The sequence below is a fragment of the Nocardia sp. CA-129566 genome (genome assembly GCF_050956075.1).
Lineage (GTDB): Bacteria > Actinomycetota > Actinomycetes > Mycobacteriales > Mycobacteriaceae > Nocardia.
Window position 1 is genome coordinate 1,925,538 of record NZ_CP192085.1, and the last position, 14,341, is coordinate 1,939,878.

The 14,341-nt window shown below is 66.8% G+C and carries 14 protein-coding genes; 8 read left to right on the forward strand and 6 right to left on the reverse strand.

Annotated features, from left to right (window positions below; genetic code table 11):
• Positions 1-40: 40 nt before the first annotated feature.
• The 4 genes from ACQP0C_RS08805 to ACQP0C_RS08820 all read right to left on the reverse strand — a co-directional run bounded on the left by ACQP0C_RS08805 (position 41) and on the right by ACQP0C_RS08820 (position 4,273).
• Complete coding sequence (locus tag ACQP0C_RS08805; RefSeq protein ID WP_433732314.1) at positions 41-532, reverse strand: N-acetyltransferase family protein; 492 nt, start codon at positions 530-532, stop codon at positions 41-43.
• A complete protein-coding gene (locus ACQP0C_RS08810; RefSeq protein ID WP_433732316.1) occupies positions 529-1,140 on the reverse strand; it encodes an acid phosphatase in 612 nt (203 codons plus the stop codon). The genes ACQP0C_RS08805 and ACQP0C_RS08810 overlap by 4 nt, the downstream gene beginning before the upstream one ends.
• A gap of 49 nt (positions 1,141-1,189) precedes the next feature.
• The gene (locus tag ACQP0C_RS08815) at positions 1,190-2,425 is read right to left on the reverse strand and encodes an Rv3212 family protein (RefSeq protein WP_433732318.1); all 1,236 of its coding nucleotides are present in this window, start codon (positions 2,423-2,425) and stop codon (positions 1,190-1,192) included.
• A gap of 102 nt (positions 2,426-2,527) precedes the next feature.
• The gene (locus tag ACQP0C_RS08820; RefSeq protein WP_433734484.1) at positions 2,528-4,273 is read right to left on the reverse strand and encodes a DEAD/DEAH box helicase; all 1,746 of its coding nucleotides are present in this window, start codon (positions 4,271-4,273) and stop codon (positions 2,528-2,530) included.
• 432 nt (positions 4,274-4,705) lie between these two features.
• Between ACQP0C_RS08820 and ACQP0C_RS08825 the strand changes: the two genes are divergently transcribed.
• The 3 genes from ACQP0C_RS08825 to ACQP0C_RS08835 all read left to right on the forward strand — a co-directional run bounded on the left by ACQP0C_RS08825 (position 4,706) and on the right by ACQP0C_RS08835 (position 7,539).
• Entirely contained in the window at positions 4,706-5,563 is an 858-nt protein-coding gene (locus tag ACQP0C_RS08825) for an SCO6745 family protein (RefSeq protein ID WP_433732320.1), read from the forward strand.
• Between the two features lie 111 nt (positions 5,564-5,674).
• On the forward strand, positions 5,675-6,730 hold the full coding sequence (locus tag ACQP0C_RS08830; protein ID WP_433732322.1) for an alpha/beta fold hydrolase: 1,056 nt from the start codon (positions 5,675-5,677) through the stop codon (positions 6,728-6,730).
• 92 nt (positions 6,731-6,822) lie between these two features.
• Positions 6,823-7,539, forward strand: a complete 717-nt coding sequence (locus ACQP0C_RS08835; protein ID WP_433732323.1) for a ferritin-like fold-containing protein — start codon at positions 6,823-6,825, stop codon at positions 7,537-7,539.
• On the opposite strand, the gene ACQP0C_RS08840 is transcribed toward ACQP0C_RS08835, so the two are convergent.
• Entirely contained in the window at positions 7,540-8,370 is an 831-nt protein-coding gene (locus ACQP0C_RS08840) for a helix-turn-helix transcriptional regulator (protein ID WP_433732326.1), read from the reverse strand. It lies immediately after the preceding gene.
• A gap of 101 nt (positions 8,371-8,471) precedes the next feature.
• On the opposite strand from ACQP0C_RS08840, the gene ACQP0C_RS08845 reads away from it, so the two are divergent.
• Positions 8,472-9,020 carry a YceI family protein gene (locus ACQP0C_RS08845; protein WP_433732328.1) on the forward strand — a complete coding sequence of 183 codons (549 nt, stop codon included), beginning with the start codon at positions 8,472-8,474 and terminating at the stop codon, positions 9,018-9,020.
• Positions 9,021-9,289: 269 nt separating this feature from the next.
• Entirely contained in the window at positions 9,290-9,517 is a 228-nt protein-coding gene (locus ACQP0C_RS08850; RefSeq protein ID WP_062984284.1) for a DUF3107 domain-containing protein, read from the forward strand.
• A gap of 80 nt (positions 9,518-9,597) precedes the next feature.
• On the opposite strand, the gene ACQP0C_RS08855 is transcribed toward ACQP0C_RS08850, so the two are convergent.
• Positions 9,598-10,263, reverse strand: a complete 666-nt coding sequence (locus tag ACQP0C_RS08855; RefSeq protein WP_355177032.1) for a TetR/AcrR family transcriptional regulator — start codon at positions 10,261-10,263, stop codon at positions 9,598-9,600.
• 282 nt (positions 10,264-10,545) lie between these two features.
• On the opposite strand from ACQP0C_RS08855, the gene ACQP0C_RS08860 reads away from it, so the two are divergent.
• The 3 genes from ACQP0C_RS08860 to ACQP0C_RS08870 all read left to right on the forward strand — a co-directional run bounded on the left by ACQP0C_RS08860 (position 10,546) and on the right by ACQP0C_RS08870 (position 14,059).
• The gene (locus tag ACQP0C_RS08860) at positions 10,546-11,676 is read left to right on the forward strand and encodes a DUF3152 domain-containing protein (protein ID WP_433732330.1); all 1,131 of its coding nucleotides are present in this window, start codon (positions 10,546-10,548) and stop codon (positions 11,674-11,676) included.
• Positions 11,677-11,879: 203 nt separating this feature from the next.
• Positions 11,880-13,064, forward strand: coding sequence for an adenylyltransferase/sulfurtransferase MoeZ (gene moeZ, locus ACQP0C_RS08865; RefSeq protein WP_433732332.1), 1,185 nt, complete (start codon positions 11,880-11,882; stop codon positions 13,062-13,064).
• Between the two features lie 143 nt (positions 13,065-13,207).
• On the forward strand, positions 13,208-14,059 hold the full coding sequence (locus ACQP0C_RS08870) for a TIGR02569 family protein (RefSeq protein WP_433732334.1): 852 nt from the start codon (positions 13,208-13,210) through the stop codon (positions 14,057-14,059).
• The last annotated feature ends 282 nt before the right edge of the window (positions 14,060-14,341 follow it).

A 14,341-nucleotide genomic window follows, 5' to 3' on the forward strand; every position in this document is an offset into this window, starting at 1 on the left:
CCGTATTGCGCCACGTTGATTCGCTACCGAGCGGATTCGGTCACCAGGCCTCGGCGGCGAGCTTGTCGATGGCCGCGCCGGTGAGGCGGTAGCCGACCCATTCGTCCTGGGGGTTGGCGCCGATGGATTTGTAGAACTCGATGGAGGGTGTGTTCCAGGTCAGCACGGACCAGTCGACCCGGCTGTAGCCATTGGCGGCGGCCTCCTTGGCGAGCGCGGCGAGCAGCGCCTTGCCGTACCCCTTGCCGCGGGTCTCCGGCTTGACGTAGAGGTCCTCCAGGTAGATGCCGTGCACGCCGGTCCAGGTGGAGTAGTTCAGGAACCAGATCGCACAGCCGACCACACCCGTCTCGTCCGCGGCGACGTGGGCGAAGACCGCGGGCGAGGGTCCGAACAGGGCGGTGTGCAGCTGTTCGGCGGTCAGTGTGCACTCGTCGCGGGCCTTCTCGTATTCGGCGAGGTCTTCGACCAGACCGACGAGCGCGGGTACATCGGCGGGGACGGCACGGCGGATCTGGCCGGAGTGGGTCATAGTGCGGCTCCATCATCAGCGGGAACTAGGTTGTGCGCCAGGATGGTTCGTTCCTCGTGTTCATACCCGAGGACGGTTATCGCGGCGGTGGACATGGCGAACCGTCGCCCCTCCCGGATATCGAGTTCGGCCCAGCGGGCGATCAGCGCCCGGGAGAAATGACCGTGCCCGACCAGCACGATATCCCGGTCCGACAGTGCGGGTTCGACCGATGCGAGCACGCGGTCGGCGCGGGCGCTGACCTGTGCGGCCGTCTCGCCGCCCGGCACGGTTCCGGTCCAGATGGTCCATCCTGGATCGTGCTCGCGGATCTCGACACTGGTCCGGCCCTCGTAGTCGCCGTAATCCCATTCGGCCAGATCGTCATCGACCACGGCATCGGTGAGTCCGGCGAGCGCCGCGGTGTGCACGGCACGCTGGCGGGGGCTGGTGAGTACCAGCGGATCGCGCAGCTTCAGCTCGCTCAGCAGTCCGCCCGCGGCGCGGGCCTGCGCCGCACCGCGTTCGGTGAGCGGCAGATCGGTGCGGCCGGTGTGGCGCCGCTGGTTCGACCAGGTGGTTTCGCCGTGCCGGAGCAGGACCAAGCGGGCGGCGTCGAGTGCGGACATGACTTCCATCATGGGGCACGGGTCCGACAGCGCCCGTGACGGGCGGGTCCTAGCCGAGTGCGAAGAGTTCGGACCCGCGCTTTTCCAGCACGGTCGTGCCGAGTACGGCCAGTGAGATGGGGGAGCCGTCGTAGCCGGGCCGCGACACCGGAATCCGGGACACCTCGGTGCCCGAAGTGGGGTCGAGGACGGCGATCGCGCCGTCCACCGGCATGAGTAGTCGGCCCGCCATGAACACCGGGCTGCCGAGTGCGCCGGGGGCGGCCCAGATCGGATCGAAAGTGCTGGCATTCAAGGCGATCAGGCTATTGCCGGTGAATACCAGGAACAGCGAGCTGATCCGCGTGGTCGTCGTCTTATCGCTCAGCGGTGCGGAGAGTTGGTGCACCGTCAGCGCGTTCCCGGTGCTGTCGAAGACCTCGAGTCGCGGGGCGGTCGCCTCGGCGCCGGCGCTGGCCGCCGCACCGGGCAGGTACAGCACGATTCGGTTGTCGGACACCGCGATTACGCGCGCGTCGGGAGAGTCCGCGCCGAGTCCGCTGAGTATGTGCGAGCCGTACTCTTCGGGCACCGTGTTGTCCTTCGGCGCGGGATTGAGGACGGTCAGCCGGTTGGTGGGGTCTTCGGGGCAGCGTTCGAGTACGGCGAGCCGGGTGGAGCTCGAACTCGACGAGAGCAGTTTGCAGCCCTTGCGCGGCTGGGTCTTCACATTGACGGGGGCGTCGACGTAGCCGTATTCGATGGTGCGCACCAGATCCGAGCGCCACATTTCCAGCCGCCGCGGTCCCTGGGCCAGCACGTAAGTGCCGTCTACGGATAGCTGCACCGCGGGATCCATATAGCTGCTGCGCGCGGTCCGCCGCGAACCGTCCTCGCCGGCCAGCAGGGTGGCCTGGCTGCAGCCGCGCTGATCCTTGTACACCGCGATCACCGTGCCGAATTGCGATTCGACGCCGCACAGCGGTAGGTCGCGCCGGTAGTGCCACAGGTCGGCGCCGGTGCGTGGATCGTGACCGGTGACCGTGCCGTCTTCGCCGGTGACCACCGTGCCCGCGGCCACCAGCGCGCGATTCGCGGCGGGGTCGGCGGCATGCCAGAGCTCGTGCAGACTGGTCGGCACCTGATCCGCGGCCGCCGGAGTGGACATCGGATGTTCGGCCGTCACCGACTCGGTGCCCCTGGCATCACTGCGCGCCCACACCACGACTGCCGCGATCACCACAACCACGGCGATCGCGACTGCGGAGATGATGTCGGCGCGCGTTCGCCGCTCGGGTGCGAGCACGTTTGCGAGACTACAACGTGTCGGCCGACCGATGTGATCGGCTCTCGTCCGGATTGTTCGGCACAGGCGCGCCCGTCCGTGACGGACGCGCCCGGGTATCGACTAGGCCGATGCGGTAACCGTCGCGGGAGCGTTATCCGCCGCAGGGGCGGTATCCGCGGCAGCTTCGTCCGCGGGCTTGCGACGGCGGCGCCGACGGCGCGCGGGCTGATCGCTGGTGTCGGCTTCGTCGGAGCTGGTGTCCGCCGCGGCGGTCGCACCGTTGTCGTTGTCGCCGTTGCCATTCGACTCGGTGCCGGGCTCGGTGTCGCCGCCGGACCTGCGGCGACGGCGGCGGCGACGGGCGGGCTTATCGGCCGTGTCGTCGGCGTCGACGTTCGACGCGGTGTCGGATGGGGCTGCGGCGGTATCGGTTTCGGCGCTGTCGGTCGCACCGCTGTCGGTGCCGTTGACCGCGTCGTCGATCGGCTGGCCGCCACGAGTGCGTCTGCGATTGCGCTTGCGCGGCGTGCGAGCGGGGCGCTCGACCACTTCGGCGTCCTCGTCGCGCACCGGCTTGGCCTTGCGAATCGTGCCGGTGACGCCCTCGGGGATGCCGAGATCCGAGAACAGATGCGGGGAGCGGGAATACGTCTCGACCGGGTCCGGGATGCCGAGGCCGAGCGCGGTGTCGATGGCGGCCCAGCGGTTCAGCTCGTCCCAGTCGATCAGCGTCACCGCGACACCGGTGCGTCCGGCCCGGCCGGTGCGCCCGATCCGGTGCACGTAGGTCTTCTCATCCTCCGGGCACTGGTAGTTGATGACGTGGGTGACGTCGTCGATATCGATACCGCGCGCGGCGACATCGGTCGCGACCAGCACGTCGATGGTGCCCTTGCGGAATTTGGTGAGCGCCTTCTCCCTGGCGATCTGCCCGAGGTCACCGTGTACGGCGCCGACGGCGAAGCCGCGCTCGGCGAGTTCATCGGCGACCTTCTGCGCGGTGCGCTTGGTACGGGTGAAGACCATGGTCGCGCCGCGGCTCTCGGCCTGTAGCACCTTGGCGATCAGCTCGCTCTTGTCCAGTGCGTGCGCCCGGTAGACGAACTGCGCGGTGCGGTCGTGCACGGCGGAGTCGTGTGGCTCCTCGGCGCGGATATGGGTCGGCCGGGTCAGGAAGGTGCGGGCCAGGGTGATGATCGGGCCCGGCATGGTGGCCGAGAACAGCATGGTCTGGCGTTGCGCCGGAACCATGCCGAGAATGCGCTCGATATCGGGTAGGAAGCCCAGATCCAGCATTTCATCGGCCTCGTCCAGGACGAGCACGCCGATCTTGCCGAGAATCAGATGGCCCTGATCGGCCAGATCCATGAGTCGGCCAGGAGTTCCGACGACGACGTCGACGCCCGCGCGCAGTGCGGCGATCTGGGATTCGTAAGGGCGGCCGCCGTAGATCGAGAGCACGCGCAGCTGACCCTGGTGGTTCTTCAGGTGCTTGCTCGCGTTCTCCAGATCCTGGGTGACCTGGATGCAGAGTTCGCGCGTCGGCACGATGATCAGTGCCCGCGGAGTGCCGTCCAGCGGGGTCGTCCCGGAGTCGGCGGTGGTGATCCGGTGCAGCAGCGGTACGCCGAATCCGAAGGTCTTTCCCATACCGGTGCGGGCCTGGCCGATGAGGTCTTCACCAGCGAGTGCCAACGGCAGGGTCAGTTCCTGAATTGCGAAAGTTCGTTCGATTCCGATCTCACCGAGTGCTCGCACGATTTCATCGCGAACCCCCAATTCGGTGAATGTCGGGGCGGTGTGGGATTCGTCCAGTTCGGCGGTCAGCAGCGTATCCGCCAGACCCGGTTCCTGTTCGACAGTGATCTTGCTCAGGTTCGTGCCTTTCCTCGTTATCGCGTCACGCGCGCACGAGGCGTGGGGCGGACCGGTCGGTCCGCGACGACCACGTATCCGCCTGTGATACTCACCTCGGCCACTGTCCCTGATGTCGGCGGGAGCTCGTCGTTGTGGCGGCTACCTCGGGAGACATCGGCGCGGCGCAAGGGTGATGCGGATCTGGTGCGCGCACATATTCCTGAACGTCGAAAACCTCGCCGCCGGAACTCTGGCGCCCAAGTGATCGGCGCCTCGATGGGACGAAAATTTCCGTTGTCCGCAGAGATTGTAGCGTGATATTGTGCACGGCTCGAATTGCCACCACCGTAGCGACCGTATCTGGGTCGATCGAAATGGTCGGCATTTTCCGTGCCAAAAGTCCGGTTTCCTCGGATGGTTCTTCGACGTACGCTGCGCGACATGGTAATTCACTTGGCGCGCCGAATCTGGACCACGCTCGAACCGCTACATGATGTGGTGTATTTCGGTGCGGGTGTCAAGGAGGCCGGACTGGCGCTCGGGTTGCGCGGATTCTGGCAGACCTACTTCGCGTTCCGGGCCGCTCCGCTCGGCGCGGTGCGCGCGGGCGCGGTATCGGCGACCTTCGCCGGATTCCATCCCGATATGGTCGGCAAGGCGGTGCCCGACGCGTGGGCCAGGACGACCCCGGAGGAATGTCTGGCGGCCCGGCTCGATTTTTCTACCGGTCTGTTGCGTGGGGCCGGAGCCGGTGATGCCGAATGCGCCCGCGCGGTGGATCTGCTCGAACCGGTATCGCGCGCGGCCGATGCGACCGGCCGGGCGTTGTACGCGGCGAATGCGGAATTGCCCCTGTCCGCCGATCCGGTGGCCGCGCTGTGGCAGCTGGCCACCACACTGCGCGAGCATCGCGGTGACGGACATGTGGCGGCGCTGATCAGCTACGGGTTGACCGGATCGCAGGCGCTGGTACTGCAGGTGGCGGCGGGTAAGGCGCCGGAATCGGTGATGCGGCCCGCGCGTGGCTGGTCGGAGCGGGAATGGTCCGATATCGCCGACGAGTTGCGGGCCCGGGGGTTGATCGAGGGTGAGCCGACCAGTCCGGCGTTGACCGGCGCTGGCGCCGAATTGCTCGATCAGGTGGAGGCCACTACCGACGAGGCCGCCTGGAACGGCGCACTGTCGGCGCTGTCGCAGGACGCGATCGCCGAACTGACCGATACGCTCGCGCCCTTGGTGCAGCGCGTTCAGGAAAGCCTGGTGCCGCCGATCAGCCCGATCGGCATGGCGCAGAGCTGAATCGGATGGCGTCGGGCTGAATCGGCATGGTGTTGGGCCGAATATGCGGCGGTGCTCACAAACCGGACTTGCCTGTTACCGCCGGTACCGAGATGTGAGAGATTCTTGGGTGTGAGTTTCACCGACACCGTCACCATCGCCGCGCGCAATGCCTGGGCGCTGACCTTCGGCCAAGGCGTCGAAACACCGGATCCCGCCCCGTCGACGGTGCTGTGGGATGAACCGCACCGGCAGCTGCGCCGCTTCGAGGCAAGTGAATCCGCCACTGCCACAACCGATTCGGCGGTGCTGCTGGTGCCGCCGCTGGCCGCGCCCGCCAGTTGCTTCGATCTGCGCCCCGATCAGAGCGTTGCCAGATTCCTGCTCGAGACCGGCCGCACGCCCTATGTCGTCGACTATGGCGAGATCACCTTCGCCGACCGGCGGATGGGGTTCGAAACCTGGATCGACGACATCCTGCCGGAGGCGATTCTGCGCACCTCGGCAGATCGCGACGGTAAGCCCGTCGATCTGGTCGGCTGGTCCATCGGCGGCACCCTGGCGCTGCTGACCGCGGCGGCGCACCCCGAACTGCCGATCCGCTCCATCACCGCGGTCGGCGCGCCGCTGGACTACGACAAGATGACCGGCATTCCGCAGCTGCGCGCGGTCGCCAAATTGACCGGCGGCATCGCGACCTCGACCGCGGTGCGCGCGGCGGGCGGCATTCCGGCCACGCTGACCCGGATCGCCTACCGGGTCACCGCATGGGATCGCGAACTCACCCGACCGTGGTTCGTCGCGAGCAATATCGCCCGCACCGAATCCCTGGCCAAAATGGAGTCCATCGACCGCTTCATGGCGCAGATGCCCGGCTATCCCGGTCGCTTCTACGGCCAGCTGTGGGGCCGCCTGATCCTCAACAACGACATCGGCCGCGGCGTCGTGCGGCTCGGCGCGCGCCGCATCGAGTTGGCGCAGGTGACCGCGCCGGTGCTGCTCGTCGGCGGACCCACCGATGTCATCACCCCGGCCCCCGCCGTGGCGGGCGGGCAGCGCACCCTCACCGGTGCACGGTTCGTCCGCTACGAGAGCGCCCCCGGCAGCCACCTGGGCATCCTCACCGGCGAAACCGCGCGCGAGACCACCTGGACCTACCTCGACAAGTTCCTGGCCGAGCTGTCCTGAGCCACCGTTGGTTCCGCGCGTTCGCCGCCACGACTCCGACATGTACCGGGATGACGCTGACATGTAACGGACCGGGGCTAGGCTGTCTCGATATGGGAGCACAGTCATCCGCAGCGCTAGGAACATGGGAAGCTGCCGCGCAGGGGGTTTCATTGTCCGGCTCGTCCTTCGCAGCCGATGATCCCGGCGTGGTCGACCTGTTCGCGGTGCTCGCCTACGGTGAGATCTCCGCGTTCTACCGGCTGGCCGAGGAGGCCAAGTTATCGCCGACGCTGCGCGGCAAGGTGGCCGTCGCGAAGATGGCCGCCGCCGAGATGCGGCACTTCGAAACCCTGGAGTCCGCACTGGCCGAACGCGGCGTCGACATCTTCGACGCGATGGCGCCGTTCGTGCGTGCCCTGGACGCATACCACGACTCCACCGACCCCTCGACCTGGCTCGAGTCGATGGTGAAGTTCTACGTCGGCGACGGTATCGCCGCCGACTTCTACACCGAGATCGCCGGTGCCCTTTCTCCCGAGGTCGCCGCCGTGGTCCGGGATGTGCTCGCCGAGACCAGCCACTCCGAATTCGTGGTCGAGGAGGTGCGCCGCGCGGTCGCGACGAGCCGCTCCGAGCGCGACCGGCTGACCCTGTGGGGCCGACGGCTGCTCGGTGAGGCGATCACCCAGGCGCAGTACGTGATGGCCCAGCGCGATGAGCTCACCGAGCTGGTACTCAGCGCGACGGGTGATCTCAACGGCATCGCCGCGCTGTTCGAGCGCATGCAGGCCAGCCATGCCGAGCGCATGGCGGTGCTGGGTATCTGATCAGTCGTTCACCGCACGGACCAGTCGCAGGCCGGGGGATTGCGCCTGCATCTGATCGGTCAGGCAGACGACGATGCTCTGATCGCGGTCGCCGTTGAGCGTTTCGAACGGGATGTCGATGTGGCCGTGCTCGGGATGGTCGAAGCGCAGCGTCCCGGAGATCAGATCGTCGACATACTGCGGCTGCCAACGGCGTTCGAATTCCGGATATTCGCGCAGTGCGGCGATCAGTGCGAGCAGCCGATCCTCGCCCGGCCAGCGCACGGTCGCGCGGCGCAGTGCGGCCGAGAAGCTGTCGGCCACCTCGTCCCAGTTGCGCAGCACCCGCGCGGCGCGCGGATCGGTGAAGGTGAACCAGGCCAGGTTCGAGGCTTCTGGATCATCGAGCAGCCCAAGGGGTTTCGCGATGTCCTCCCACGCCGGATTCCAGCCGAGCACATTGAGCCGGCGCCCGAGCACGAAGGCCGGAGTCGGCTGCAGTGCGCGCAGGATGGTCTCCATCGCGGGCGTCGGCTGCTCGGCAACGGATTCGGTGGTGGGGCAGCGGGATTCGTTACTCGAGGTGAGGGCGAGCCAGCCGAAGTGGTGGCGATCCTTCCCTTCGATCAGCAGCGCCTGCGCGAGCGCATCGATGACCGCGCCCGAGGGGTTGGTATCGCGGCCCTGCTCCAGCCGGGCCAGATAGTCGGCGCTCACTCCGGCCCGCACCGCGACCTCTTCGCGGCGTAGGCCCGGGGTCCGGCGGCGGCGGCCCTCGGGTAGACCCACATCCGATGGCCGCAATTGGGCGCGCCGGGCCACGAGGTACTCCGCGAAGAGGTTTGGTGCCATGCGTTTCATCGTGCCTGTCCTAGGATGGTTAGCCGCGCCCTGCGGGGTCCAGGATAACGGCGGTCTGGTTAACGGACCACGGTCCGGTCATGGTGTATCGCATGACATCTTCTACCGAATCCAGCACCGCCACCGCGCTCGTACCGGGTTCCTGGGCCCTGGACGCCATGCACTCCCAGGTCGAATTCACCATCCGCCACCTCGGCATTTCCAAGGTCCGCGGCCGTTTCAACAAGTTCGAGACCGAGTTCGTCGTCGACGACAAGGGCTCTGCCACCCTCGGCGCCACCATCTACCTCGACTCCTTCGATACCGGCAATGCCGATCGCGACAACCACGTCCGGACCGCCGATTTCCTCGATGTCGCCAACCGCCCCACCCTGAGCTTCCGCGCCGTCGAGCCGGTCCAGATCGCCGAATCGTTCGTGGTCGAGGGCGAGGCCACCCTCGGTGGGATCACCAAGCCGGTCACCCTCGATGTGGAGTGGGGCGGTGTGCAGGTATTCGCCGGAACCGGCGACCGGCACGCGGGCTTCTCCGCGACCGGCACCATCAAGCGCACCGACTTCGGCGTCGGCGGCCCGCTGCCCGGCATGCTCAGCGACACCGTCAAAATCGAGCTGGAAATCCAGCTCGTCGAGCCCAAGTAGTGGCATTTCCGCCGAGCGGCGCGGAGTTCGCGACAGGCGAACGTCAGTCCGCGCACTCGGTGGAGCGGAATGTCGATTCCGGACGTGACCACTGATTTCGCAGGTACATGGGTAACTCGTCGGGAACGCCCAGAGCTGAATTGTTGCCTGACCGTCGGCCGCCGACGTGGATTTCGTGGCTCTTAGTGGGGCGCTGAATACCCGGGGAGGCGGGGGAGCATTAGCCTTGATTTCGACAGCACACAGGACTCTAGGTTCGGAGGTTGGCCGTGGAGGTCAAGATCGGTATTTCGGATAGCCCGCGCGAGCTCGTGATCAATAGCGGGCAGACCCCGGACGAGGTCGAGGCGCTGGTGTCCGGTGCGCTGAGCGGCGAGGGCGGCGTCGTCGCGCTCACCGACGAGAAGGGTCGCAAGTTCCTGATCCAGGCCTCGAAGGTCGCCTACGTCGAGATCGGCGCCGCCACCGGCGGTCGGGTCGGCTTCGCCGCCGTCTGAGCCGAACCGCGACGCCACAGACGAGAGCCCCCGCACTCGGGTGAGTGCGGGGGCTCTGGCGTCTTGTCCGAGTTGTCGGCTCAGTTGATCGGGTGCAGCGGCACGTGCGACAGCCCGCCCCAGGCCAGTGCGACGGTGGTATCGACCGCCTCTTCCTTCGGGATCGGCCGGTCCGCCTCCAGCCAGTACCGCGCGGTGAACTGGCTGGTGCCGACCAGCCCGACCGCGAGGATCCTGGCCCGGTAGGGATCCAGGCCGGAATCGTGGGCGACCAGATCGAAGACCGCGTCCACACAGGCCTCGGTGGCCTGCTCGACCCGGCGCTGCACCTGCGGCTCGCTGATCAGATCGGATTCGAAAACCAGTCGGAAGCCCTGCATTTCATTGTCGACGAAGTCGAAGTAGGCCTGCACGGCGGCGCGGACGCGCTGGCGGTTGTCGGTGGTCGAGCGCAGCGCCTGGCGCACACTCGACACCAGCATGTCGACGTAGTTCTGTAGCACCGCCAGGTAGAGCTCGAGCTTGCTGGCGAAGTGCTGATACAGCACCGGCTTGCTGACTCCGGCGCACTGTGAGATCTCGTCCATGCCAGCGGCGTGGTAGCCGCGTTGCACGAAGACCTCACTGGCCGCCAGGAGTAGCTGTTGACGACGCTCGTCGCGCGGAAGCCGGGTACCGCGCTTGGTCGGCGCCATGGCGTCGGACGACGTTCTGCGCGACGTCATCCGGTCCACGAGGTCAGTCATTTCGGCTCTCCCAGTCGATGCCCCGGCTATATGGGGTGTACACCGGGTATCCAATGAACGATACCCGGTCGTAGCTCACATGCGGCTCGGGGCCGGTGATCGAGCCCACTCGGTGAGATATGTCGCACCCGTTGCGGCCCGTATCCGGCCCGGATCAGCCGTATTGCCCCCTGTGAGACGCTGGTGAATGTGACCGACCGCGCGGAAAGATCCTCCGGCGGCGGGCGAGATGCGCACCGCCCCGCTGGCTCCGCAGCGTCCGGTTCCGTAGTCTCGGGCTCTGTGGAAAGGCCGGACCCCGAGGTGCGTACGGGGGCAGCCGCTAGAAATGGTGCTGCTGCCCGAGGCCGCGTCGAGGTCGGCAACGACCGATCGTCCAGACCCGGGGCGGCGCAGCGGGATAAGAACGATGTCGCGATCTACAATCCGCTCGGTCTGTACGAACCGCCCGTCGATCGCTCCCATCAGCCGCTGCGGGCGCGCTGGGATCCCACCGCCGCCGACGAGAATCGTTCGCGCCCACCGAGACCGGAGCGCGATGCCAAGAAACAGAGTGCACTCGGTCGTTTCATCCGCACCTATGGTTGGCGTGCCTACGCCCTGCCCGTGCTGTTCGTGGTCACCGTGCTGGTGATCGTGGACGCGGTGCGTGGGGGCACCGATCCCGCGAAGATCGCCAGCGGCGCACCCGGATTCGGGCGGCTCAGTCCGCACACGGCCTCGGCCGGCATCATCGGCGCACCGCCCGGCGATGGCCACTTCCCGACCAACCTGCCGACCGGCGCGCTGCCCGACGGCGGACCGTTCACCGAAATCGGCGCGGGCACATGGCATGTGGTGCCGGGCAGCACCGTGCAGGTGGGCACCGGAACGGAATTCCAGTTCAAGTACACCGTCGAAATCGAGGACGGCGTCGACACTTCCGGATTCGGCGGGGACGAATCCGTCGCCAAGCTGGTCGACAGCACACTGAACAATCCGAAGAGCTGGGCGCACGACAGCAAATTCGCCTTCCGGCGCATCGATCACGGCGAACCGGACTTCCGCATATCGCTGGCCTCCCGCGAATCCTCGCGCAAGGCATGCGGTTTCGATATTCCGATCGACTCCTCCTGCTTCAATGCCGGCCTGCGCCGGGTGGTGCTGTCGGAGGTGCGCTGGGTGCGCGGTGCGCTGGCCTTCGAGGGCGATATCGGCTCCTACCGGCAGTACCAGGTCAACCACGAGGTCGGCCACGCCATCGGCTATCACCAGCATCAGCCGTGCGAGACCGACGGCGGGCTGGCGCCGGTGATGATGCAGCAGACCTTCGGCACCAAGAACAACGACATCGCCGCGCTCGACCCCGACGGCGTGGTCCCGATGGACGGCAAACGCTGTCGGTTCAACCCCTGGCCCTATCCCCGCGGGTGAGCTGCATCTATGTGCCGTGCCTGCGGCGCGAGCGGTCGCTCGTAAGACTCGCTGCGTGGTGGTCAGGGTTGTGCGGGGCGGTTGCACGCGGCGGTTGGTGATACGAGAACATAGTCGGGAAGAACGGTCCGGTTGTCGGTGTTGATTAGTAGGCGCTGAGCCACCACAGTGCGATCGGCCAATTGATTCGAGGAGTCCAGGACGTGTCATCACCGAAGTCCCTGCCGCCGCTGGTCGAACCGGCCGCGGAGCTGACCAAGGACGAGATCGCCCGCTATAGCCGTCATTTGATCATTCCGGATCTGGGCGTCGACGGGCAGAAACGTCTGAAGAACGCCAAGGTGCTGGTGATCGGTGCTGGCGGCCTCGGCTCTCCCGCGCTGCTCTACCTCGCGGCCGCCGGTGTCGGCACGCTGGGCATTGTCGAATTCGACGAGGTCGACGCCTCCAATCTGCAGCGCCAGATCATCCACGGTGAATCCGATATCGGCCGCCCGAAGGCCGATAGCGCGCGCGATTCCATTCTCGAGATCAACTCCGGCATCGACGTCCGGCTGCACAAGATCCGCCTGGAGCCGGACAACGCCGTCGAACTGTTCGCCGAATACGACCTGATCGTCGACGGCACCGATAACTTCGCCACCCGCTACCTGGTCAACGATGCGGCGGTGCTGGCGGGCAAGCCCTACGTCTGGGGCTCCATCTACCGCTTCGAGGGCCAGGTCTCGGTCTTCTGGGAGGACGCGCCCGACGGCCGCGGCATCAACTACCGCGATCTCTACCCGGAGGCCCCGCCGCCCGGCATGGTGCCCTCCTGCGCCGAGGGCGGCGTACTCGGTGTGCTGTGCGCCTCCATCGGTTCGATCATGGTGACCGAGGCGATCAAGCTGATCACCGGCATCGGTGAGCCGCTGCTCGGCCGTCTCATGGTCTACGACGCACTGGATATGAACTACCGGACCATCAAGCTGCGCCGCGATCCGGAGCGTCAGCCGATCACCGAACTGATCGACTACGAGGCGTTCTGCGGTGTGGTCTCCGAAGAGGGCCAGGCCGCGGCCGCGGGCTCGACGATTACCGCGCGCGAGCTCAAGGAGCTCATCGACGCGGGCAAGGAAATCGAGCTCATCGACGTGCGCGAGCCGGTCGAATGGGACATCGTGCACATCGAGGGCGCCAAACTGATCCCGAAGGATCGGTTCCTCTCCGGTGAGGCGCTGTCGGATCTGCCGCAGAACCGGCCGATCGTCCTGCACTGCAAGACGGGCATCCGCTCGGCCGAGGTGCTCGCGGTGCTCAAGAACGCGGGTTTTTCCGACGCCACACACGTGCAGGGCGGCATCGTCGCCTGGGCAAACCAGGTCGACAAGTCACTGCCGGTGTACTGACCAGCGCGCCCGAGCCGGGAGGTTCGCTCGCAACGTAACCACTGCGGAGCGAGTCTTACCAGCGACGTCCGCAAGCCATCGGAGGCCGTGGACACGCCGCGGCGGAGCCGCGGCAAGTTCAACACAGCCGGTACCGTACGGCCGTGACTTCTGTGGAACCCCCCGAGCACGTGCGCGCCACGTTCGGTCTGCGCGAAGTGACCCCGGTTTCCCTGGGAGACTGGGACGGCGGCTGGCGCCTCGGTGATGTGGTGCTGAGCCCGGTCGCCGACCATGCCAGGGCGGCATGGTCGGCGAAGACCCGCGAAACCCTGAAGGTGGACGGCCTGCGCCTGGCCCGGCCTGTGCGGGCCACCGACGGCCGCTATGTCGTATCCGGTTGGCGCGCAGACACATATCTGGAGGGTGTGCCGGAGCCGCGTCACGACGAAGTCGTCTCGGTATCGCTGCGACTACATCAGGCCACCGCCCAACTCGAACGTCCCCGCTTCCTGGTCCAGCTGCCGACCGCGCCCTGGGTGGATGTAGATGTATTCGTCGCCGCCGACCGCGCCGCCTGGGAGGCGGTACCGCTGCGCAGTCTGCAGGCGGGCGGGACGCCGACCGCGACCTCGCCGGACGGTCAGCGCAGTATGGAACTCATCGGCCAATTGGCGACGCTGCGCAAACCGGTCCGAACACCGTCCCAACTGGTCCACGGGGATCTGTTCGGCACCGTTCTGTTCGCCGGAGTGTTCACTCCCGGTCTCACCGATATCACGCCGTACTGGCGACCGGCGCCATGGGCCGCCGGTGTCATCGTCGTCGACGCACTCGCCTGGGGTGGCGCGGACGACGGTCTGCTCGAGCGCTGGTCCGATCTCCCCGAATGGCCGCAGATGTTGTTGCGCGCGGTCATGTTTCGGCTCGCAGTGCATGCATTGCATCCGCGATCCACCCCGGAGGCATTTCCAGGGTTGGCGCGCACCGCGGATATGGTTCGACTGATGCTCTGACGACCGCTGAACTCTGGCAACTGTCCAGTGATCCGATTCCGGCCATGCGCCGAGCGGGTTGTTCTATGCTCTGACAACCGCCATTGGATTCGGCGGTCACTTCAAGCTCTGCGGGCCGCCGAATGCTCCGTGGTTGCCCGTGTTCCGAAAAATAGTTGTTCTATTTCGGAAATACCGGGCAGTTGGTTTGGGGATACCGGAATGGGACTTTTGTGGGGCCGCATTGCGGTGGTGTCCGTGTTATTTTGACGTTCGCAGCAGCGAGGTGGATGAGCGCCGCCT

Bases quoted from the DNA above. Each gene is read 5' to 3' on its own strand.
- ACQP0C_RS08810 (WP_433732316.1), bottom strand. From the start codon at position 1,140: ATGTCCGCACTCGACGCCGCCCGCTTGGTCCTGCTCCGGCACGGCGAA.
- ACQP0C_RS08805 (WP_433732314.1), bottom strand. From the start codon at position 532: ATGACCCACTCCGGCCAGATCCGCCGTGCCGTCCCCGCCGATGTACCC.
- ACQP0C_RS08855 (WP_355177032.1), bottom strand. From the start codon at position 10,263: ATGACTGACCTCGTGGACCGGATGACGTCGCGCAGAACGTCGTCCGAC.
- ACQP0C_RS08845 (WP_433732328.1), top strand. From the start codon at position 8,472: ATGACATCTTCTACCGAATCCAGCACCGCCACCGCGCTCGTACCGGGT.
- ACQP0C_RS08825 (WP_433732320.1), top strand. From the start codon at position 4,706: ATGGTAATTCACTTGGCGCGCCGAATCTGGACCACGCTCGAACCGCTA.
- ACQP0C_RS08835 (WP_433732323.1), top strand. From the start codon at position 6,823: ATGGGAGCACAGTCATCCGCAGCGCTAGGAACATGGGAAGCTGCCGCG.
- ACQP0C_RS08840 (WP_433732326.1), bottom strand. From the start codon at position 8,370: ATGGCACCAAACCTCTTCGCGGAGTACCTCGTGGCCCGGCGCGCCCAA.